Consider the following 23,868-nt stretch of genomic DNA (forward strand, 5'->3'; position numbering starts at 1 on the left):
ATTTATGAGCTGCGATTTGACGTTAAGTTTGTCCAAATTATCGCTAAAAAAATCCGGTTAATTACCAGAACGTGACTATACTTAATTTACGACTCAAAGCAGTCGTAAAGAATAGGCTTTTTGATTTACCTAAGTAAAAAAATGGTTATATCCTCATGATATAGCTTAAAAAACTACCAGGCTAAACGGACTTAGTTGGTCTTAAAGCGCTAGCTCCCCCTAGCGCTTTTTCTTTTATGTCGATTCTGGCAAAAGGGTCTGAATCCTTTTTAGCAGTTGCTCGATCTCTTGTTTTTCATAGTGAGCCGTCACCTTAGGTTGGCTGCTTTCTCTTGGGAGTAATGCCGTTTCGATATGGTGCTGCAGTAAAGCATCTTGTGAGTTGGCGTTGAGCTTCTCTGCAAGTACCACTGCTTGTCGGCCAATCGTGGTGAAGTCCTGTTTGATGGTGGTCAGTGGTGGATTAAAAAACGCACTGTCCTCGATGCCATCAAAGCCGACGACAGCAACCTTGTCAGGGACTGGAATCTGCAGCTCTTGCAGCGCGCGTAAAACCCCTAATGCCATCTGGTCACTTGCCACTAACACGGCATCAAATACGGCTTGTTTAGCGACAGCTTCTCGAACACCAAGATAACCACTTTCTGCTTGCCAGTTTCCTTGATATTGATACTGCACCTTACTCTCTGCATCTGATAACGCGGCTAACCAACTTTGGTGACGAATCTTTGAGGCGCTGGATTCGTTCGGACCAGTGATTAACAGGAAGTCCGTTCGTCCGCTCTCAAGTAGATGTTGAGCCGCCAGTTTTGCTCCTTCCGCATGATCACCGCAAACATAGTTCACTTGGCTGTTAGAGGGAACATCAATGAAGATAAGGTTGAGGTGCTGATATTGTTCCACTAACCATTCTGCATCGGCACTCTCTAAAGGCACATTCAGAATAATGCTGTCGACCTGTTGAGCCATCAGTTCACGAATAGCCTCACGGGTGTTCGCGAGATTAGGCTCGGAAACAACAGAGAAAGCGACGCCATAACCCATATCATGAGCCTGCATTCGCACGCCATTGGCGATCATTGCTGCGCCATGCAGTGCCATATCGAGCGTGACTAAACCAACGCTGGTGGACTTGGCTCGACTGAGCATTTGAGCACCTTTATTGGGTACATAACCCAGTTGCTTTATGGCGGCGTTAACCTTGTTGCGGGTGGATTCCGCGACGTCTTGTGAGCCATTGGTTACTCGAGATACTGTCTGGGTAGATACCCCTGCCAGTTTTGCTACGTCTTTGAAGGTGATACTCATCGCTCTGCTCATCGAATATTTTAGAGTGAAATAAGCCTACCGAAATTTACCAAACTAAACTCTGCTCACTCTCAAATAAATGTCTTTTAAAACATTAAAAATGTTTCCGGAAACAGTCGATCTTGTGCAAATTTTTCGAATATTAAAGCCAATTTACATCACGATTTTGTGGGTTTTGGATACTAATCTGGCGTGATGGGTTCACTATTATTTCTATATTATGTTTACGAAAACAATAGAGATTAGTAATGAACGAATTTATTCACTTAAAGAGTAAAAACCATAGTTTGATCATTAAATCAGGGCGTGTTCCAGAGGTTTTGCATTGGGGGGCAAAGATCGCAAGTATTGATGAAGATCTTCTGCTTTCGACAGAAAGACCGATTTCTCAAGCTCGACTTGATGTGGATGTGCCACTTTCTCTTTGCCCTGAGTTAGGCAGTGGACACTTTAACGCTCCAGGCATTGAAGGTCACAGAGAAGGGCGTGATTGGGCTCCTGTCTTTAAGACCGTTCGTTACGATGCTCAAGATCAAGAGGCGTGTTTTTTCCTTGAAGACAAGGTTGCTCAACTGAACCTTAAGGTAGAGATTAAGCTGGATTCCGAATCTGACGTCGTCCAAAAGCGTGTAACCGTCACCAATAAAGGCAGCAATAAATACTACCTGAATAAGCTTTCTTCTACGTTGCCATTGCCGAATCATGCCAACGAACTCATGACGTTCCATGGCCGTTGGTGTCATGAATTTCAAACGCAACGTCAGCGTTTTGAACACGGCGGCTTCATGCAAGAGAACCGTCGCGGTCGTACTTCACATGAAAACTTCCCTGGCATGTTTGCAGGCACTCAAGGGTTCTCAGAGCAGAACGGTTTGGTGTGGGGATTTCATTTGGGTTGGAGCGGTAACCACCAAATGCGCGCGGATGTTCGTAGTGATGGCCGCCGCTTTGTTCAAGCGGGAGAGTTATTGCTAGCGGGTGAATCGATTCTAGAACCAGAGGCTACTTATCAGACACCTTGGCTCTATGGCTGTTACAGCAACTCAGGTTTAAATGGCATCGCGCAACGCTTTCAACAATTTGTTCGCGACAACATTATTAAATTCCCAACCGATAAACCTCGTCCCGTTCATTTAAACACATGGGAAGGGATCTATTTTGATCACAAGCCTGACTACATCATGAAGATGGCAACAGAAGCGGGCGTGATGGGCGTTGAGCGTTTCATTATTGATGATGGTTGGTTTGTGGGGCGTGATGGTGAACGCACGGCACTGGGCGACTGGTATTTGGATGAGGTGAAATATCCAAATGGCTTAGAGCCTGTGATTGAACATGTAAACCAACAGGGTATGGAGTTTGGCCTTTGGGTTGAACCTGAAATGGTAAGCCAAGATTCTAATCTTTACCGAAATCATCCTGATTGGGTGCTTGGTTTACAAGGGTATCATCAACCATCTGGCCGTTGGCAGTATGTGTTAGACCTACAAAATGAAGCGTGTTTTAACTACTTGTATGAACGCCTCAATGCGCTTTTGACTCGATACAACATCACTTACCTTAAATGGGACATGAACCGAGAGTTGGTTCAACCTGGGCATCAAGGTAAAGCTGCTGTGCATGGTCAAACTAAAGCGCTATACCGCCTTGTTGATGAGTTGAATTTAGCGCACCCAGAAGTCGAGATTGAATCTTGTTCTTCGGGCGGCGGCCGTATCGATTTTGAAATTCTAAAACGAACCCATCGTTTCTGGGCATCGGATTGTAATGATGCTTTAGAGCGCCAAGCCATTCAGAAAGGCATGAGTTACTTCTTCCCACCAGAAGTGATGGGGGCGCACATTGGCCCAGCAGAATGCCACTCAACCAACCGTCGTCACAGCATCAATATGCGTGGTGTAACTGCACTCATGGGGCACATGGGTGTTGAGCTTGACCCTGTTAAAGAGTCACCGGAAGAGAAACAAGCATTCTCACATTACATCTCACTGCATAAGCAATTTCGTCATGTTTTGCATTCTGGTCGTAGTTTCCGAATGGATCCTTCGGACAAAAATCAGAATATTTATGGCGTTGAAAATGACGATGAAATGCTGATCACCGTGTGCCAATTGGCGATGCCTGAATATGCTCTGCCTTCGCCACTTCGTATTAGCTGTGTGGAAGACAACGCGATGTATCAAGTGAAGTTAGTGGACATGCCAAAAACCAGTTTCCAGTTGATGAAACAGCGCCCCCAATGGCTCGACAAAACGTTGACCCTGAGTGGCGATAACCTCAAGGAAATTGGATTGACCTTACCGATTCTAGACCCAGAGTCAGCCTTGATTGTTCATCTGAAAAAGATATGAAGCGTTAACTCTGAGCTCCCCTACAAATAAAATTCTAAATATAAAAATATAATCGGCAGCGAGGAATTGCTGCCGCAATAACTAAACTTAAGGAAAACAAAATGTCTATTACAGTTCTGCTGTCATTCTTGTTATTTACTGGTTTTGTTGTCGCGTTTACCTACAACAAAGTTAAAAATGACAAGAACACCTCACAAGACGGCTTCTTTCTCGGCGGAAGAAGCTTAACCGGTGGTTTGATTGCCAGCTCCCTAATTTTAACCAACTTAAGCGCGACTAGCTTTGTTGGTATGAGTGCACAAGCTTATACCCACAACATGAGTGTCATGGGGTGGGAAGTGGCCTCTGGTGTCACTTTAGTAATCATCGCTCTGATGCTGGTACCGCGTTACCTGAAGCAAGGGATAACGACGATTCCAGACTTCTTAGAGAGCCGTTACGACATGTCGGTGAAGAAGTTTGTGACGTTACTTTTCTTGTGCCAGTACGTCATCAATATCTTGCCAACCACACTTTATGCCGGTGCCGTTGTTTTAGGGGAGATCTTTGATGTTCAAGCTCTGCTAAATATTTCAGAGTTTAGTTCAATAGCCCTTATTTCGGCGACGATTGGTCTACTTGGCTTCTTTTACGCGATTTATGGCGGCCTAAAAGCGGTTGTGATTGCGGATACGATTAATGGCGTAGGCCTGATTGTTGGCGGCATGATGATCCCCGTGTTTGGTTTGATGGTGTTGGGCGAGGGCAGCTTTGGTGCTGGCTTGGATATTCTGCTTTATGCAGCGCCAGAGAAACTGCAATCGGTTGGTACAGATACTGATCCACTGCCGTTCTCAACCTTGTTTACAGGTCTTCTACTTGTGAACCTTTACTACTGGGGTACGGATCAATCAATCATCCAGCGTGCGTTGGGTGCTAAGAACTTAAAAGAAGGTCAGAAAGGGGTGATTCTTGCTGGTGCGATTAAGGTTATCTCTCCACTGTTCCTAATTATTCCAGGCATCATCGCATTCCACATGTTTGGTGCAGATGCCGGTAATCCAGACACTATGTACACGCGCTTGGTTAACGAAGTTTTGCCTAAGCCGTTGGTTGGCTTCTTTGTCGCGGTTATGTTTGGTGCCATCCTAAGTACATTTAATGGTGTGCTTAACAGTTCGACCACTCTATTTGCATTGAATGTCTACAAACCTTTGTTTGGCCAAGGTAAAACAGATGAAGAGCTGGTGGGTAAAGGCCGTATCTTTGGCGTTGTGATCGCGATTATCTCTGTGTGCATTGCACCGTTCATCATGTACGCACCAGAAGGTTTGTTCCAATACCTACAAATGGTAGCGGGCTTCTTCAGTGTGCCAATCTTCACTATCGTGTTTGTGGGTTACATCTCTAAACGTGTGCCAGCTCTAGCGGCTAAAGTGGCATTGGTGGTATTTGTAAGTTCATACGCTGCGATGCAGTTAGTGTTCAAAACACCTATTCACTTCTTACACCAATTGGCGATTCTGTTTGTTGTATGTACAGCGCTGATGTTCATCATTGGCTACTTTATGCCACGTGAAGATGATTACGTGATGCCTGTGAATGAAAATATCGATGTCACACCTTGGAAGTTCCGTTTCGAAGCTTCGGCTATCATTCTCTACATGGTATTAGGTGCTTACGTGATGTTCTCTGATGTTGGTTTTGTCTCGGATGATCCAACCATCATGCAGGTGTACGGTGTGTGCGGCATTGTAATGTTAGTCGGTATTTTTGGCCGATTAGCAAAGCGTCAGAAGGGCATTGAAGCTCCGGTTTAATTACTTAAATTGGCTTTTAACTATCTGATATTATTTAATAGTTTATAGATTTTGAGTAAAAGGTTCGCCATAGGCTAATTACTATAAAGTGAATAAAAAAAGCCGCGCTATGAACTGACCCCCAATAGTTGGACACCAATTATTGGGGGTCTTTTTATATCTAAATATTAATCGGAAATTGGACTCTCGATTACGCTAGGTCGTCTTTACCTTCGATAAGCGCATGGTGGCTAACTGAACCTGCAGTGCGTGCAGCTAAGTGTGGGGCATATTCCGCGTCATTAATGAAATCAACGGCAGCTTGCTTTGATGGCCACTCAATGATGACACGCAATGCAGGCTGCTCAGCGTTACCTTCTACGTTTTCGTGGCTAGCAGTGCGAGCTAGATATTTACCGCCATATTTTGTGACGAGTCTGGTTGCTGGTTCGATGTAATCAGCGACCCAAGCGTCAGTGGTTGGCGTAACTTCTAGTACTGAGTAATAAGACATAATCTTGTTCTCCTATCATGCCAGTGGCTTTGTGCTTATTAGTAGCAGTGCGTGCTTAGCATTCGGTCATTAACGACATAGTTAACGAGTAAGGTAATAGTAGTGCGCTTTTGATGAATTTATAACTAATGGAGGGCAACTCGGGTTATCTGAAAGTAACATTAGGTGGGGGCTGTCATTTTGAGTTAGGTACAAGTACCTTATTGAGTGTACCCAGAGTGTTTCTGGGCACAGTATTAACATGGGTTCTAACACATAGCTCGAGTGGTAATCAGCAAGGCTCTAAATGATCTACAAAGAGAATCGAGTCCATTTCTTCGCTCGCCAGCGACGAACCATAATCAATCCGCGGAACCATTCGTCCATCGCGATTGCCATCCAAGCACCAAATACGCCATAACCCCAATGCACACCAAGTAAATAGCTCATCGCAACGCCAATGCCCCACATGCTAAGAATGCCCATTTTGATCGGGAACTTAATATCGCCTGCGGCTTTTAAGCAAGAAATGAAAATCAGATTAAACACGCGACCACCTTCTAAAAGTATCGAGCCTGCGATGAGTGCGGCAGTCAGTGCGATGATCTCTGGATCTTGAGTGAAGAGATCCAAAATCTCGAATCGGAAAATATAGACCACGCAGGTAATGCTGATAGAGGCGATGAAACCAACCACAAAATAGCGTTGTACACGGTTGGCTATCTCATCTATCCAACCTTTACCAATGTAATAACCCGTTTGGATTTGGCTACCTTGGCCGATGGCTAAGGCAAAGGCAAAAGAGAGACGTGCGATGTTTTGTGCGTAAGTAAATGCGGCCAATGAAGACGTTCCCATCTGAACCACAAAGAAGGTAATACTGATTTGCGCCATGTTGTAAGAGAGTACTTCTCCAGCATTCATAGAGCCGATCTTCATGATTTTTTGATAGATAGCTTTAGGCACAGATTTGAACTGTTTCATCGGTAGGTCAATGCCTCTGTTTCTTACGACACCGATTAATATCAATAAGCCGATCACTTGGCTAATGACTGTCGCTGTTGCAACCCCTTGTACGCCGTACACTGGCAACCCGAAAGGTTGGTAAAGTGCGCAGTAGTTGCCGAAGATGTTGATAACACCTGCAATCATGTTGATGACCATCGGTGATTTTGAATAGCCATGGCTGCGTAGAATCGTGGTGAGAACGACACCTATCGTGACATTAAAGGTGAGAGCACCACTGATAAACAGATACTCTTGAGCGTACTGTTCGACTTGAGCTTCCAGTTGGTAGAGCGGAATAAAATATTCAGCACCAAGAATCGCAATAATACTGAGTAACACACCGGTAATAATGGCCAAGATAATACTCGCCACGCCCACATGAGCGCTCTCTTGAGTGCGAGAGGCACCGTTGTATTGTGCGATTAGGATGCCTGTACCGCTGCTGACCATGGTTGAGACGATGATCAGAAAAAAGGATATCTGAGAGATAACCCCAACGGCAGACACGGCTTTGTCTGAGTACCCCGACAACATGAATACATCACTGGTGTTGAGTGCGGTTCTTAGAAGAACTTCGATAAAAATTGGCCAGGTGAGCGCAACGATTCCCATGCGTTTATTTAGGGTGGAATCAGCATTAGGCATTTGGGTTTTCTCAGAAAGGGGTAAGCGACACTATAGTTTAGCCATTATTGAGTAAACGACTATCAAATTAATGTCCGGATAGCTATTAAGGGTAAATAAAGTTCGAATAAGTCTTCTGAGGCCAACATTTAGGTGTGAGTTATGAAACTTTTGAGAGGTGTTTCATAAGGTAAAGAGGAAGAAAGTGGAAGCGTTTAACTACTTAAAAGTGGCACAAGAAATGAGTTTGAAATGAAGTGGTAAAGCTAGCGACATCGAGCTAGCTCTACCGTTTTTAAAGTCTAGTTAATACGCTGACCTTCAGCATCAAACAGATGGCAATCTTTTGATGCGAAATTTAAATTGAGAGACTGATAGCGTGCGACTTCCTGATCGCCAGGTAGGTGGACCTTAAAGCTATCAACGCCACATGATTGGCCAAACATATAGGTACTATTGCCCAATCGTTCTACCACTTCGCTCTGGAACTCAATCGTGATATCTGACTCGCCATTGATCTCCAAATGTTCTGGTCGAATACCAAGAGTCAATTTTTGTCCTTCGGCAAGGCCATCACTTGGCAATGGTAGAGTCATTTTATTAAGTCCATTGACGGTCAGTTGGGCATGAGTTTCTGAGGTGCTGTTCACGATACACGGTAAGAAGTTCATTTTCGGAGAGCCAATAAAGCCAGCCACGAACTCATTTTGTGGAGAATGATACAGTTCGAGAGGTGAACCGACTTGTTCTACTCGACCGTCTCTTAGTACCACGATCTTGTCAGCGAGCGTCATTGCTTCGACCTGATCGTGCGTGACATAAATCATGGTATTTTGCAGATCTTGGTGTAGTTTGGCGATTTGTAACCGCATATCGACACGAAGTTCAGCATCTAAGTTTGATAAAGGCTCGTCGAATAAGAACACTCTTGGGTTGCGAACAATCGCTCGACCAATAGCAACACGCTGACGCTGTCCACCTGACAGTTCTTTAGGTTTACGCTTCAATAAAGGATCTAGTTGAAGCGTTTTCGCTGCACTGGTGACTTGTTTCTCGACGACTTCTTTAGCTACCCCGTTCATTTTCAGGCCAAAGCCCATGTTTTCTTCAACCGTCATATGCGGATAAAGGGCGTAGGATTGGAATACCATCGCCACACCACGCTCGGCAGGATCGACATCGTTAACCAGATCATCGCCAATATGGATCTCACCTTCAGTAATCTCTTCCAAGCCAGCAACTAAGCGTAAGAGAGTTGATTTGCCGCAACCAGACGGTCCAACGAATACTACGAATTCGCCGTTACTTATTTCTAGATCAACACCATGGATCGTTTGAACATCACCATATCGTTTGATGACCTGTTTTAAGCTGATATCAGCCATGCTCTCTCCTTGCTTCGTTGGACTGCATCTCTTTGCCTTTAAAACATACGCTTTCATCAGAAATTTGTTAGGTGCCTCGCATGATTTATTGATCGTGGTCATATAAATTTGGCGATCTATACTGATTTTTGTGGAAACGTTTACAAAAATAAAACATAACTGTGCGTAATATTATCAATAAGCCTAATATTTGAACGTAATTACCATAAATGCTGAGTTGCTAGATTGAATTTAGAAATCTAGGTGGAAATTAATCAAATAGTAAATGAAGCTTTTAATACAAGGAATTTCGGGAAATGGAGCAATCTGTGAAAACGATATACCCAGAAAATCGCATCCCATCGGCGAAAAAGAAAAGGCGCATTAGTTCTAAGGTGTCGCCTTGGCTGTTCTTGGCGCCAGCCATCGCTATCTTCTCTCTCTATGTTATCTACCCCATCTTGGACAGTATCTGGCTGAGCTTCTTTGAGTGGGACGGGCTAGGTGAAAAAGAGTGGGTGGGGCTTGAGAACTATCGTGAGCTATTTGACTCAGATGCTTTTTATACTTCGTTAACGAATAACTTCCTTTGGTTGATCTTCTTTATGCTCGCGCCACCGTGTGGCTTAGCGATTGCCCTTTTCTTAAACCAACAAGTGAAAGGCATTCGTGTCGTAAAATCCTTATTTTTCTTCCCCTTTGTTATCTCTCAAGTCGTGGTTGGTCTAGTGTTCTCCTGGTTCTATGATCCCTCATTTGGCCTTTTCAATATGGTATTGGGTGCGTTCGGTTTTGAGCCTATTTCCATACTCGCTGACGAAGACTATGTGACCTACGGGATCATTGCCGCAGGTCTATGGCCACAAATCTCTTACTGCATGATCTTGTATCTCACGGGGTTGAATAACCTCGACCCAGAGCAATTAGAAGCGGCGCGACTGGATGGTGCAAAGAAGTGGCGCATGCTCTGGTATGTGGTGCTTCCTCAACTAAGACCGGCGACTTTTATCGCCGTGGTCGTGACCGTGATTGGTGCCCTGCGTTCTTTCGATTTAGTGGCAACCATGACGGCGGGTGGACCTTGGGGCAGCTCGACGGTACTGGCGTATCAAATGTATGAAGAGTCTATCTTTAACTATCGAATGGGTTACGGTGCAGCGGTTTCTGTGGTGCTGTTTCTGATTATGGATATCTATATCGCTTACTTCTTGTGGCGCATGTTAAGGAGTGAAAAATAATGTTTCCGCAACCAATTCAAAAAGCCGGTCGCTTTACTAATATCAGCTACCGAGTCGCGTTACCTATCTCGATCGTGATGTGGTTATTACCGCTAATCGCCGTGATGATGACGTCGATTCGTTCAATGGATGACATCAACAAAGGTAATTACTGGGGCTGGCCGAGCGAGATTCAATTCATAGAGAACTACACCCAAGTTTTTACCTCGACCTCGATGGGGCAGTACCTAATCAATAGCTTGATCATCACATTGCCAGCGGTCGCAGGGGCTGTCGCACTCTCGACTCTGGCTGGGTATGCCTTGGCGAAATACAACTTCAAAGCCAACGTTTGGATCTTTGCGATGTTTATCGCGGGCAACTTTGTTCCGTTCCAAATTTTGATGATTCCAGTGCGTGATCTAACGATTGGACTTGGCCTTTACGATACCCATTGGGCGCTGATTTTCTTCCATATCGCTTTTCAAGCCGGCTTTTGTACCTTGTTCATGCGTAACTTTATCGTCGGGATCCCTGATGCCTTGATCGAAGCGGCGCGTGTTGAAGGGGTGAGTGAATGGAAAATATTCTGGCATGTCGTACTCCCTTTGGTTCGCCCAGCTTTAGCGGCGTTAGCCGTGTTGGTGTTTACCTTTATTTGGAACGATTTCTTCTGGGCACTAGTACTGGTTCAGAGTGATGACGTTCGCCCTGTGACTGCGGGGTTGAGCTCACTTCAAGGCCAATGGCTGGCGTCTTGGCAGTTTATGTCGGCGGGTGCAGTGGTCGCGGCTATCCCACCGGTAGTGCTGTTCTTTACCATGCAAAAGCACTTTATCGCAGGCCTGACATTAGGTGCGACCAAAGGGTAAATAAAGAGATAAGAATCGATACACGAACCTAGCAATATCGGCTGTTATAAGCCGTTATTGCTACCGACATCCCGAATGGATGAATCATTGAAGAGAAACTAAAACACGAACCACCCTACGAGAGAAAACAATAAGAATTGGACTTAGAGAGCTTAGCTCCATAACAAGGACCTCAATATGAAATACGTGAAACATATCGCTGCCTCTGCAGTGCTCGCTGCCTCCATGTCTGCAACATCGTTTGCTGGCACCTTAGTCATCAACTCTGATGCTTCTGATCCAGCGCCGAAAGAGGCGTGGGGTGAGATCATTAACCGCTTTGAAAAAGAAAACCCAGATATTACGGTTAAGTACAATTTGTACGATCACGAGTCGTATAAAACAACGATTCGTAATTGGTTGGTCACTTCGCCGCCGGACGTGGTTTTTTGGTATGCGGGTAACCGAATGAAAGCCTTTGTTGACCGCGGCCTGTTTGAAGATGTGAGTGATATTTGGACTGACAACAACATGAAGCAAGACTTCGCGTCAGCCGCACCTGCAATGACGGTAAATGGCAAGCAATTTGGTGTGCCATACACGTATTACCAATGGGGTATCTACTACCGAAAAGACATCTTTGAACAGTATGGAATTGCTGAACCTAAAACATGGGATGATCTGAAATCGGCATCGGCAACGCTGAAAGAAAATGGTGTAGCACCGTTTGCGATTGGTACTAAGTACTTGTGGACTGCTGCGGGTTGGTTTGATTACATCAACATGCGTACCAACGGCTTGGATTTCCATATTCAGTTGATGGAAGGCAAGGTGCCTTATTCTGACGAACGTGTGAAGAAAACGTTCGCTAACTGGGCTGAGCTTGTTGAGCCTGGTTACTATCTAGAAAATCACGCCTCTTATTCTTGGCAAGAAGCTCAACCTTTCTTGTACAACGGTAAAGCGGCGATGTACCTCATGGGGAACTTCATCACGCCTAACTTCCCTGCTGAGTTAGATGGCAAGATGGATTTCTTCCAATTTCCTGTCATCGACCCAAGTATTCCGATGTCAGAAGACGCGCCAATGGATACGTTACACATTCCTTCTAAAGCAAAAAATAAGGAAGATGCTCGTAAGTTCTTAGAGTTTGTTGCTCGCGCTGAAAACCAACAGCTGATCAATGAGATGCTGTTACAAATCCCGACCAACAATAAAGCCAAAGCCAAGTCAGATCCGTTCTTAGATAAAGGTGTAGCAATGCTTGCTTCTACCGATGGTACGGCTCAGTTCTATGACCGTGATACCGATCCTGCGATGGCCAAAGAGGGCATGAAAGGTTTCCAAGAGTTTATGGTTCACCCTGACCGAATCGAAAAAATCTTAAAGAAACTCGATAAGGTGAGCAAGCGTACCTTTAAGTAATATCTCAATAGCCGCAGCGGTTCTGGCTGCGGCTTTTCTTTTGTCTCTTTAGGGATTATTGCCAGTGCTGATTCGTTGGTGTTCGTCATGTTTGAATGTTATGGAGCACTGAGTATCACTTGCAATGATTCACTTTGAACGGTTTATCGTAAGGAACACTCAATGAGAACTTTCTCTCAAATCATCTCTGCCCGTGAATGGGAAAACCAACACATCACTCATCATAACGTTGTTGAGGCTCATGCTCCTTTGAATGGTTACACCTCGTTGGCTGAGGCTGTGGGGAAGAACTCGTCACGCACCTTGTCTCTCAATGGGGTTTGGAAGTTTCAGCTGTTCGATTCGCCTGAGTTGGTCTGCGAAGAGTTTGTCTCTGAACATTTTGATGATTCCTCATGGAAGTCGATCACAGTGCCAAGCAACTGGCAGATGCAAGGCTTTGATAAACCGATCTATACCAATGTGAAGTATCCTTTCGCTGATAACCCTCCCTTCGTCCCTAGCGATAATCCGACAGGGCTCTACCGAACGCATTTTAACTGCACAGAACCGGAGCTATTAGATACCCATAGGCTCACCTTTGATGGCGTTAACTCAGCGTTCCATCTGTGGTGTAACGGCAAGTGGGTTGGCTATTCGCAAGACAGTCGATTACCGGCGGAATTTGATGTATCTGAATACTTGCAAGTGGGTGAGAACACGCTCGCAGTCATGGTGCTGCGTTGGTCTGATGGTTCTTATCTCGAAGACCAAGATATGTGGTGGCTCAGCGGCATATTCCGTGATGTGACTTTATTGAGAAAGTCCAAGGTCGCAATCGAGGATGTTGGTATTGAGACTCAGCTAGATGCTTGCTATCGCGATGCGGTTTTAAATATTTCTACGCAAATAACCAAGCACAGCAATGATGTAGAAGGCTTCGATAAGCTGAGAGCTGAACTTTATGATGCTCAAGGACAGTTGGTTTGTGAACCTCAAATCGTGGGCTTTGGTGAGCGAGTTGTGGATGAGAAAGGGCCTTGGTCTGAAGTCGCTGAACATCGTATTTCAGTGGTGAACCCGAACAAGTGGAGTGCCGAATCACCTTATCTGTATCGTTGTGTGGTGTCATTGCTCAATGAACATGATGAGCTTGTCGATTGTGAGGCTTACGATGTCGGATTTCGATGTGTTGAAATTACCGATAGTTTGCTCAAAGTTAACGGTAAGCCGTTGCTGATTCGTGGTGTGAATCGCCATGAACATTACCCTGAATTGGGTCACACCATGACTCGTGAAGGGATGATTCAAGACATCAAACTGCTCAAACAAAATAACTTCAATGCCGTTAGAACTGCTCATTATCCGAATCACCCATTGTGGTATGAATTGTGTGATGAGTATGGCCTGTATTTGGTTGATGAAGCGAATGTGGAAACCCATGGTCAGTTTCCGATGTGTCGACTGTCTAATGATTCGTCGTGGTTGAATGCGTACATGAGACGAATGACAAGGTTAGTGGAGCGCGATAAAAACCACGCCAGCGTGATCATTTGGTCGTTGGGTAATGAGTCGGGGATTGGTCGTAATCACCATGCGATGTATCAATGGGTGAAACAAACGGATCCAACACGTCCCGTTCAGTATGAAGGTGGCGGGGCAGATACAGCAGCGACCGATATTTTATGTCCTATGTATGCGCGGGTTGATTGGGATTTACCTGTTGTTGAGAGTCAACCTGAAGTGACACCTCGCGTGGGTATTCGCAAAGCGATCGCTCTGCCAAACGAGCAACGTCCTCTGATTCTCTGTGAGTACGCCCATGCAATGGGGAACAGTCTAGGTAGCTTTGATAAATACTGGCAGGCGTTTAGAGACAACCCAAGATTACAGGGCGGATTTATCTGGGATTGGGTCGATCAAGGGATCACAAAAACCGATTCGAGAGGCAAGCCGTATTGGGGATACGGTGGTGATTTCGACGACGAGATTAATGATCGCCAGTTCTGCATTAATGGTTTGGTATTCCCAGATCGAACGGTGCATCCAACGCTGCATGAAGTGAAAAAGGCGCAACAGTTTTATCAGTTCAAGCTGGTTTCTGCATCACCACTGGTGATTGAGGTACACAGCGAACACCTATTTGTGACCAGCAGGATTGAAACGTTGAATTGGACGGTTACCCAGAATGGTGTGGTGACGAGCGATGGTTGTATCGAATTGATGGTTGGTGCGGGCGAGAGTGTCCAGATAGAGCTTAATGGTGTGACTATTCCTCATACGGTCAATGCGCTTAATTACCTTAATCTCGAAGTGGTATTAAACACCAATACGGCATGGGCGGATAAAGGTCATGTGACGGCGACTGAACAGTTTAGCTTACCTACTCAGCCGCAATTGATGTTGGATGCCAACCTATCTCAACTTCCACCGAAAGTGACTGAAACCGATGCGCTGCTGACGGTGAGTGGTGATACTTATCAAGTAGAGTTTGACAGATTATCTGGGACACTAGAGAGCTGGAAAATCAAAGGGGTGGAACAGCTTGCGAGTGGTCTTCGAGATAACTTTTATCGTGCACCATTGGACAACGATATCGGTGTCAGTGAAGCAAACCGCGTCGACCCTAATTCATGGATAGCACGCTGGCAGGCGATGAGGTTAGATAGGCTCACTCCAGAATGTATCGAATTTTCATCCATCACTCAGAAAAACGGGGTGTCGGTGACGGCAATCATTGCTCACACAGTGGAAGGTCAGGTTCGTTTGTTGTCGACTTGGCGGTACCAATTATTTACCGATGGTGAGGTTAAGTTAGATGTGGATGTTCAAGCGGCGAAAGGTTTGCCATCTCTGCCTCGAGTCGGTTTTGAGTTTGCTTTGAAGCATGTGCCTGATGGGGTGGAATGGTTTGGTCGTGGGCCACACGAAAACTACCCAGATCGAAAAATGTCAGCCCATATGGGGCGATATCAGCAGAACATTGAACAAATGCATACCCCGTATATTTTCCCTTCTGATTGTGGCTTGCGTTGCGATGTTCGTGAGGCAAAAGTGGGCGCATTCGAATTGCAAGGAGACTTCCATTTCTCAGTCAGTCGTTTTGGGTTACAGCAGCTACAGAAGGCAAAACATACTTGTGACTTAACCGAACAAGAACAGCTGTTTGTTTATGTGGATGGCTTCCATATGGGGGTTGGCGGTGACGACTCATGGACACCAAGTGTTCATGATGAATACAAACTATTGAAAGAGCATTACCATTATCAGGTGCGCTTCTATTGTGGTGAGAACGGTCAAAGTACAGCGAATGGAGTAAAAGGATCATAGTAGGCCAAATAGTCTAAATGCTTGTTTGTTCGATTATTTGGCTTCAGATATAAAAAAGGCACTCAACATAACGCTGAGTGCCAAAGCCTGAAATTTGTTAAATCGCCGTATCTTATTGAGCCGGTGTATTAATGAATCTCAGAGGACAGGTAAAAAGGTTCGATTTACTCTGCGTCAGTAAAGAAATCGTTGTAAAGCATGTACAAGTGAGCCGCACTCCAAGAGAAGTTTGGTGCGCCTTGTTGTTCGCCGGTTAGTGGGTTGTAGTTTTCACGGATTGGACCGTCTTGAACTAATCCATCGGCGTGGTCAAAGAACGCACCTGCCATTTCAATCGCATCGTCACGGTAGCCGTAGCTATCCATGCCTTTTAGGCCGAAGTAGAATTGATCCACCCATACACGTCCACGCCAGTAAATGTCTGGACCAAATGCAGGACTAGAAAGCGCTGCTGTGCCTAGTGGAACGTAGGTATTGAACTCTTCTGTATCTTTCATTACAGAGACAACTGCATCAGCGTTAGCTTGAGTGGCAGCAGCGTTGAACAATGGTGACCAACCTTCAGGGCCTTTACCACGCTCTACAATCGGTTTACCTGCACAGCCATTCGCTAGTGGTTTGTCTTCGATACGAATGTCGTAGAAGAAGTTAGTGCCTTCGTCGAACATACAGGTGTTGATGTAGTTCGATAGATGCTCAGCTTTTTCACGGAACTCTTTCGCTTCTGAGTCTTTACCAAGAATGTCAGCCATTTCTGCTAGGTACTTGTTATCGCTGTACATGTAGCTTGCTTGGTCGACAGATTCTTGCAGTAGTGAGTAGCCCAGTAGTGTGCCGTCTTCAGCGCGGTTTTGAGCGAACTCAACATCCCAATCGCTGCGCTTGCCGCCATTCGCTACATACGCGTCTAGCTGATCTTTATCGATGAAACCAAATGCGGCTGCATCGTCACGACCTGACTCCCAAGACGCGGCTGTTTGTGCTGGGCTTTCGATGTAATCGTAGTTACCTTCAGCAATCACTTTATCCAGTGCAGCTTGGCCTATAACTGTCTCGTGTTTATCGCCACGAACCACGGTGAAGTACATTTCACCTTCCGGTGTGTTGTGTGCTTTATCACGTGCTGCGCCGTATTCAGGTACGCCGTTGCCGTTGTTGTCACGGTTGCGCAGCCACCAATCGTGGTACGCCACGAGCTTTGGATACATCTCTTCGAGCCAAGCTTCATCGCTGGTGGTCTTATAGACTTCCATTACTGCCCATGCTGCTAGGCTTGGTTTGGTATTACGTTCATTCCAGTTACCGCCATCGCCGCCACGTTCTGGACTTAGGTTGTAAGCGAGTAGATCGGGCACGTAACCTTCATCCCAAGGACGAACGGCATCGTCAGCCTGAATTTGGTAAGCGAACATCGCGCGGATGTTATCTTTCGCTACATCTGGGTTGAAGTGAGCCATTGCGTAGGCTTGCTTCCATGTGTCCCAAGGCCAAGTTTGGTTGCCCGAGAACCAACGCGCCGTCACGGATGGTGTCACAGAGTCAAACTCCATCGCACCTGCAGCGCCACGCCAGTTACCGTTTAGGGTTTCCATCGCTTTAACCGCAACACGCTCTTGCTCTGGTGTCGCGTTCGGGTTGGTTAAACCCATCTCAAGATAGCCTTCCCAACGTTCTGCTGATGCCGCTAAGAAGTCGGTAGGGTTTGCCATGATCTTTTTGATTTCAGGCTGTTCCGCTTGCGCTTCTTCTGCCGTTAGAACATGCGAGTATGTGGTGTAGATAGTCGTCGATGCTTCAATGTTTGCCGTTGAAGTAAACGCTAAACCGTCAACCGTGGTTTTCGTTGGAATCGACTTGTGAACTTGGTATTCAGACTCACCAGAAGTCAGTAGATCCCATGTCGAACGAACCTTACCGAAGGTCACTTTTAAGCCATCGTCGGTTGCGACGATTTGACGGTCATACTCAGGGTAAGTTTCAGCGATTGTTTTGTCGGTTTGTGCCACGCCTTCTTTGGCGTGCGTCTTTTCTAGCAGTTCACCATCCCACACCAATTCAACCGGTGAGTCGGTAGTGATTTTGGTTTCTAGCAGAGAGGTACGGCTTGAAGCAAAACGCATCGTCATTTCTACGGTCACATCGTCAGATTTTAGCGTCTGAACCAATGCGCCCGGTAGGCTGTAAGCTTCCATAGTGAAAGCCACTTTTTTGCCGTCTTTGAACACGCTTAGGCGGTCGAAGTTATCAGCCATGAAGTTGATGTATTCTTCGGTAAGCAGCGCAGTACCAGGGAAGCCGCCCATGCCTTCTGCACTGTCTGGCAGCAGGTGACCGTGCCATGCACCTAGGTCGAAGAATGGGTTAAAGCGTTGGTGGTCATCGAAGTCGTAGTCACGCATGTATTCAGGTGAGCCAGTACGGTCGATAACGTTCTTAAATTCGTTGGCTTGCAGTTGTTCTGTGTCAGAGCCAGAGCCAGAGATTGAGTTTGAAGCACAACCAGTAACGACAAGGGCTGCACCGATAGCGAGAGCTGCGAATGATTTATTCAGTTTCATGATGAGTTCCTGTTATTACCAGTAGAAGTATTGCATTGCGAACACTTGCGCGTCGCCGATTTCAGTGTCGCTGCCTACGCCAAAGCGGCTGTCGAACGCAGTCGCAAATGCGCCGTTTCCGTATTCGTACCAAACGCCAGCATTGATGTAAGAGGTGATCTCTTTGTCGCCATTGTCACCGTCAAAGTTTGCGTAGTTGTAGGCTGCAGATAGGTAAACGCCTTGTGCCGCTTCGTACCATGCACTGGTTTGAATACCAGACTCGCTACCGAAAGACTCTTGGTTGCCTTTATCGGTATCATGCCAAACACGAGTGGCGAAGTTTTTGTACTCAGCACCCAATAGCAATAGTTCACCACCATCGTTGTTACGAACTTCACCGCCACCCATTAGGGTTAAGTCGTCGGTCAGATCGTATTGGAGGTAACCATTGACCATGGCGTTCTTATCTTTCCATTGGTCTGCGAAGCTGTCGTATTTACCGAAGTGAACAAGAGCATCGTCTTCAGAGAAGTCAGACTCTGGCGCGAAAGAAACGCTGTAGCGAAGCTTGCCTTCTAGGTTTTGAATCTTCACACCAAGGTGCACGTCTCGCGTGTTTGAGATCGCGTAGCCGTATTCAACCGTAGGGTCACCCCACCATTGAACGTCATCTAATGAAGAGTCCATACGACCAATCATTAATTCTGTTTTGTTATCTGTGCGGTAGCCAGCGTAAAAGCGGTTGAAACCACCTTCAAAGCCGCCCCAGCCGTGGCCCGTTGCCCAAGCATTGCCTTCGTCGTCGGCTTGTACTGTCCAGCCTTCCATATAAGCAAGACCAAACCAATTACCGTGCTCGATAGCCAAGCCAGCTTCAATGTAAGTACCGTCTGCGTAGCGGCCTTTATCATCACCTTCGAGTGCCACGTGACCACCAAGGCCAAGCTCACCATAAAAGTTAAATAGGGTTTCAGTTTCTGTCTGAGGGGGCTGAGTATCACTGTGGTTTGCCGCGGACTCTTCCGCGTGGGCAGTGGTACTTAAGGCAGCAAGAATACAGCTTGTAATAAGAGTGTTTTTAGTAAAACTACTTTTCATTTTAATCACTTCTGTGTCGGGGTTATAAATGAAGGTTCGCAAGCAGTTCTGACTTCTAATATGGGGTGCTCTTCAAGGCGTATTGGTCAGGTTACTTACGATCGCAAAACCAATATTAATGATAATTTTGATGTTTAAAATTAATTAAGTTTAAAAGTGTGATCTATTTTTAGTAAATATTTACTTTGTTTTTATTTTGACTTTCAGTTGAATTTGCAGAGGTATGGCTAGGGTTGTAAGTATTCGGGAGGTGAATTGTTTGATGGGTGGTTAGATTGTTGGTTCGAATGTTTTGATTCTTGAATGGCTTTGATTTAATCGAGATGGTTAGTGGAAATGTACCGACAAATAAAAAGGCACTCACCAAATGTGAGTGCCTGAAGTTTAAATGCGAGTGCCTGAAGTTTAAGTCAGAGTGCCTGAAGTTTAAATCAGAGTGCAGGGAAAACTAAGCGTTCGCCGGTTCAGGTTTTGCTTCTAGTTTTTTCTCTTCTGGAGATAAGCTTTTTTCATATTTTCCGTACTTCCACCACGCGTAGCCAAGGAAGATAACAATCCCGCCCACGTTGTAGAAGATGATGGTCATGATGTCAGCACCTGTTGGGAAGGTTGACGCAAAGAAGCCAACAGTGAAAATGCCGATCAGAATCGAGACCACGGTAATGCCTGTCATACGTGAACCCATTCTGAAATCACGAGGTAAGTGATCCAACTTCAAACGTAAATTAAGGTACGCGATCATGATGAATAGCGGTGGCAACATCGATGCTGCAGCTGTCATGTTGATAATGGTACTCATCAGATCTTGAACCGTATCGGACGCCAGTGTCGGAATGAACATCAGTGGAATCACAATCAAGAACTGAATCCAAGCCGCACGCTCTGGAACGCCTTGTTTGTTTAGAGCGACCGTTTTCTCACCGAAGATACCTTTAGGGATTTCAGAGAAGAAAATCTTAACGGGTGTCGCTGTCCACATCAGTAGAGAGCCTAGCATCGCCGTGAATGAAACCACGCCCACAAAGCGATTCATTAGGATTTCAGACAACCCAAAGTGTCGTGCTAGCCCTTCGAATACCTGCACTGAACCGCCAGTAAACTTCAGTTCTTCACGAGCAACGAAAACGTTCGCAAGCACAGAGCCCACCGAGTAAAGCGCACCAATGAAGATACCGGCAATGATGATCACCTTAACGAAAGACTTGTGACCGCCTTTGATGTCGTTAACGTAAACCGCGACCGATTCTGCACCGCCAGCCGCCATAAAGATCCAAGTTATTACCCCAAGGAATGCCCAGTTAAAGCTTGGTGTCATCGCTTCAATGGTGATTGGGTCTGCTGGCTCGATACCACCGATCAAAGCACCGCCAGACAACAAGATGTAAGACATTGTTAGCAACAACATAAGCGACGATGTTAGTGAGGTGATGGGGCCTAGTAGTTTCGCGCCATTGTTTGAAATGTGCGTAGCAATCGCAAATAAAATGGTGCTGAGGATCGCCGTGGTGATTGGCGTGAATATGTACTCAAACCCTAAGAACGCATACGACGCATAGGCGATGATTCTAGGCAGCAGAGAGGTGAAGAAGAACAGGTTAACAAACCAGTAGGTATAAGCCGAAATAAACGCCCAGCGGCCGCCTAGAGAGCTTTTAACCCAAGAATAAACGCCCGCTTCAGAGTTTTTATTCAGTGACACAAACTCTGCGACGATCAAACAAAAAGGCACAAAGTAAAAGATGGTGGCTAGAAAGAACATCGGCGCCGAGGAAAGGCCTATCTCGATGTTGTTGTTAATGATGTTGTTGAAGCTGTATACCGCCGCGAAGGTCATAGACAGTAGGGCAAACTTGCCTATCGTACTGCGTTTATTTTCGGACATGATGTTCTCCGGTGAATCACGTTGATGATCGTTATAACTTGGTCCTAGAGAGGGAGGCTCTAGGCCGCACTTTTATTGTTATGTTGGTTTGGCAAACACCCGCTTTGTTTTGTCAGGGTTGGCTCATTGTTGTTTTTATAGATTTACGATCGGACTTCTTAGTGCTTTTCTTTCTTACTTTTCAGTAAAGTTATTACCAAAACAAAGAGTTAAAGGTTAAGAGGTTCATCAAAGAGATTGTTTGTTTCATGAACGACGATTTTTAAGGCTTGTAGGGGCTTTTTGTCGTTTTTAAATATGAACTCGTTCGTCTCTTCAGCAAGAAGATTAAAGATTAAGCGGCGGGAAGTTAATCAAAATTGATCAAATATGTGACCTTGAGTAAATAAATTTAGTTAATGTTTTACCTTTGTTTTTGTTCGGGTTTTATTACGATTTAATTAACGTTTTTCGTGAAGTAAATCCTTGACGGAATGGCGTTTTTATTTTCGGGTGTTGGTTTTTAATTATCTGATTTAAAACAAAAAAACGCCATGACAGGCGCTTTTGAAATTAGTTCTAATGCTGCTAAGTATTACGATTGTTTAGCCGCTTCTAGCTTTGCATCTTTACCTGCTTGCTTCTTTTCAAAGCGAGAGATCCACCACCAAGCGATAGCTGAGAATACAGCCGTCATAAATACGTTGACGAAGAACGCTTGCATTAAGTCTACACCCGTTGGGAATGCTGATGCCGTCATGCTTACAACAAAAATACCGATAAGTACTGACACAACAGACATACCTTGAACTCGAGTACCCATGCGGAAGTCACGTGGTGTATCGTCATGCTTCAAGCGGAATACAAAGTACGCCACCATGATGAAGATAGGCGGTAACATTGCGGTACCTGCTGTTAGGTTGATTGCTGTGTTCATCATGTCTTGTACAGACTCAGAACCGAAGCCGTTAACCACTAGCATTAGGAATACGAAAGCGAATTGCCACCATGCTGCGCGAACAGGCACGCCGTGTTCGTTAAGCTCAGTCGTTTTCTCACCGTAAACACCTTTAGGGATTTCAGAGAAGTGAATTTTTACTGGCGCTGCTGTCCACATCATCATCGAACCGAACATAGCGACGAACAGAATGATACCGACGAAGCGACCCGTTAGAGATTGTGAAATGTCGAAGTAGTTCGCCATACCAGTGAAGATTTCAACCATGCCGCCAGCATAAGTGAGTTCATCACGTGCAACGAATACGTTCACTAATAGAGAACCGACTGCGTACATGATACCGATAGCGATACCCGCGCTGATGATCACCTTGATGAAAGACTTATGACCACCTTTAACATCGTTTAGGTAAGCGGCTGCGGTTTCTGCACCACCGGCTGCTTGGAAGATCCAACACATAATGCCTAACGTTGCCCAGTTGATGGTTGGTGTCATGGCTTCAAGCGTGATTGGCTCTACCGGCTCATGGTTACCACCGAGTGCCATCATGGCGCCGATAACGTAAACCGCGAACAGTGCAAATACACCGTATGCAACGATCTCTGCAATTTTACCTAACCAGCTCGCACCTTTGGTCGAGATGTGTGTCGCTGCTGCAAACAGACCTATTGAGATTGCCGAAGTCACTATCGGAGAGAAGGCGTACTCGTAGCCAAGCATCGCGTAAGACGCGTATGCGATAACGTTGGGCAGTAATGATACAAACCAGAATAGGTTCACGAACCAATATAGGAATGAACCTAAGTAGGCCGCTTTTGAACCCAGCGGTTGTTTAAGCCAGTCATACATGCCTGACTCAGAGTTTTTATTTGCTGATACGAATTCAGCAATAATGAACACGAATGGAATGAAGTAAATAAGGGTCGCAAGCAAAAAGATAGGAGCAGAACTCAATCCCAATTCGATGTTGTTATTTACAATGTTGCGAACGTTAAATACCGCTGCAAATGTCATGGAGAGCAAGGCAAATTTACCTAACTTACCGCGTACAGATTCAGACATAGTGTCCTCCAAGGGTCACGTAATTATAGTCGTTATTTCTTTAGGCTTCCTTGTAGGGAAGAAGCGTAAAGGCGTTGTGCAGTGTGACTGAGCCTTGAACGGCAAGGCTCGGTACACACTGTGAATAGATCTTGTTGTTGCTTTCGTTTGTTTAGCTTCAGTTACTTACTTATTAAGGAAGTAACCGTCTTCGATAGTCACTTTCAGCACCACTTTACGAACTCGGTTATCACCGTGGAATCGGTAGGCTTTGCTGTTATCAAAGATCGCTACTTGGCCTTCAGCTAACTCGCAAGTCTCGCCGTTACCTATTAGGTGTTCTCGGTCAGTCTCATCGCTGTAAGCTTGGGTCTGTTCAAGTTGAGATTTATCTGCAAACTCAACCGTTTCACGACCTTCTAGGTAGTAATGCACGTCGAAGTAACGACGGTTACCGGTGAAGCTTTCTGTATTTCGAGCCACACCGTCTTCAATCATGTAAGCCAGTGAGTCACCAATGGAATACATCACGCCATCTTTGATGTTGCCGATGTTTTCAATCGCTTCTACACAGCGTTGCCATTTACGACCGTCGCGGTAAACGACTTTAAATTGCTCTAGGTTGTCTAAAACGATCATCGC

General features: G+C 45.5%; 15 protein-coding genes. 6 read left to right on the top strand and 9 right to left on the bottom strand.

Annotated features, from left to right (window positions below; all coding sequences use genetic code 11):
- Positions 1–234 precede the first annotated feature (234 nt).
- On the bottom strand, positions 235–1,308 hold the full coding sequence (locus tag AACU28_RS11925) for a LacI family DNA-binding transcriptional regulator (protein ID WP_065606112.1): 1,074 nt from the start codon (positions 1,306–1,308) through the stop codon (positions 235–237).
- Between the two features lie 248 nt (positions 1,309–1,556).
- Here AACU28_RS11925 and AACU28_RS11930 point away from each other — a divergent pair, with 248 nt between their 5' ends.
- Complete coding sequence (locus AACU28_RS11930) at positions 1,557–3,659, top strand: alpha-galactosidase (protein WP_121602988.1); 2,103 nt, start codon at positions 1,557–1,559, stop codon at positions 3,657–3,659.
- A gap of 101 nt (positions 3,660–3,760) precedes the next feature.
- The gene (locus tag AACU28_RS11935; RefSeq protein ID WP_121602989.1) at positions 3,761–5,458 is read left to right on the top strand and encodes a solute:sodium symporter family transporter; all 1,698 of its coding nucleotides are present in this window, start codon (positions 3,761–3,763) and stop codon (positions 5,456–5,458) included.
- 190 nt (positions 5,459–5,648) lie between these two features.
- Here the strand turns inward: AACU28_RS11935 and AACU28_RS11940 are convergent, their stop codons facing one another.
- From AACU28_RS11940 to AACU28_RS11950, 3 genes are all read right to left on the bottom strand, one after another.
- Positions 5,649–5,951, bottom strand: a complete 303-nt coding sequence (locus AACU28_RS11940; RefSeq protein ID WP_017084205.1) for a DUF1330 domain-containing protein — start codon at positions 5,949–5,951, stop codon at positions 5,649–5,651.
- Between the two features lie 291 nt (positions 5,952–6,242).
- Positions 6,243–7,583 (bottom strand): MATE family efflux transporter, encoded by a 1,341-nt coding sequence (locus AACU28_RS11945; protein WP_121602990.1) that lies wholly within the window; start codon positions 7,581–7,583, stop codon positions 6,243–6,245.
- 281 nt (positions 7,584–7,864) lie between these two features.
- Positions 7,865–8,947, bottom strand: a complete 1,083-nt coding sequence (locus AACU28_RS11950; protein ID WP_017087456.1) for an ABC transporter ATP-binding protein — start codon at positions 8,945–8,947, stop codon at positions 7,865–7,867.
- 296 nt (positions 8,948–9,243) lie between these two features.
- On the opposite strand from AACU28_RS11950, the gene AACU28_RS11955 reads away from it, so the two are divergent.
- The 4 genes from AACU28_RS11955 (at position 9,244) to AACU28_RS11970 (ending at position 15,728) form a co-directional block, all read left to right on the top strand.
- Entirely contained in the window at positions 9,244–10,164 is a 921-nt protein-coding gene (locus AACU28_RS11955; protein ID WP_004734436.1) for a carbohydrate ABC transporter permease, read from the top strand.
- Positions 10,164–11,015: a carbohydrate ABC transporter permease gene (locus tag AACU28_RS11960; protein WP_004734435.1), complete on the top strand. Its 852-nt coding sequence runs from the start codon at positions 10,164–10,166 to the stop codon at positions 11,013–11,015. The genes AACU28_RS11955 and AACU28_RS11960 overlap by 1 nt, the downstream gene beginning before the upstream one ends.
- 177 nt (positions 11,016–11,192) lie before the next feature.
- A complete protein-coding gene (locus AACU28_RS11965; protein ID WP_004734434.1) occupies positions 11,193–12,419 on the top strand; it encodes an ABC transporter substrate-binding protein in 1,227 nt (408 codons plus the stop codon).
- Positions 12,420–12,581: 162 nt separating this feature from the next.
- Positions 12,582–15,728, top strand: a complete 3,147-nt coding sequence (locus AACU28_RS11970; RefSeq protein ID WP_121602991.1) for a beta-galactosidase — start codon at positions 12,582–12,584, stop codon at positions 15,726–15,728.
- 164 nt (positions 15,729–15,892) lie between these two features.
- On the opposite strand, the gene ygjK is transcribed toward AACU28_RS11970, so the two are convergent.
- From ygjK to AACU28_RS11995, 5 genes are all read right to left on the bottom strand, one after another.
- Positions 15,893–18,286, bottom strand: a complete 2,394-nt coding sequence (gene ygjK, locus AACU28_RS11975; RefSeq protein WP_121602992.1) for an alpha-glucosidase — start codon at positions 18,284–18,286, stop codon at positions 15,893–15,895.
- A 15-nt stretch (positions 18,287–18,301) separates the two neighbouring features.
- Positions 18,302–19,366: a protein YgjJ gene (gene ygjJ, locus AACU28_RS11980; RefSeq protein WP_121602993.1), complete on the bottom strand. Its 1,065-nt coding sequence runs from the start codon at positions 19,364–19,366 to the stop codon at positions 18,302–18,304.
- A gap of 448 nt (positions 19,367–19,814) precedes the next feature.
- Positions 19,815–21,248: an amino acid permease gene (locus tag AACU28_RS11985; RefSeq protein WP_108117502.1), complete on the bottom strand. Its 1,434-nt coding sequence runs from the start codon at positions 21,246–21,248 to the stop codon at positions 19,815–19,817.
- Positions 21,249–21,822: 574 nt separating this feature from the next.
- A complete protein-coding gene (locus AACU28_RS11990; protein WP_004734429.1) occupies positions 21,823–23,247 on the bottom strand; it encodes an amino acid permease in 1,425 nt (474 codons plus the stop codon).
- Positions 23,248–23,412: 165 nt separating this feature from the next.
- Entirely contained in the window at positions 23,413–23,865 is a 453-nt protein-coding gene (locus tag AACU28_RS11995) for a beta-galactosidase subunit beta (protein WP_121602994.1), read from the bottom strand.
- Positions 23,866–23,868 lie beyond the last annotated feature (3 nt).

The sequence above is a fragment of the Vibrio sp. SBT000027 genome, assembly GCF_963894355.1.
GTDB classification, from domain to species: domain Bacteria; phylum Pseudomonadota; class Gammaproteobacteria; order Enterobacterales; family Vibrionaceae; genus Vibrio; species Vibrio splendidus.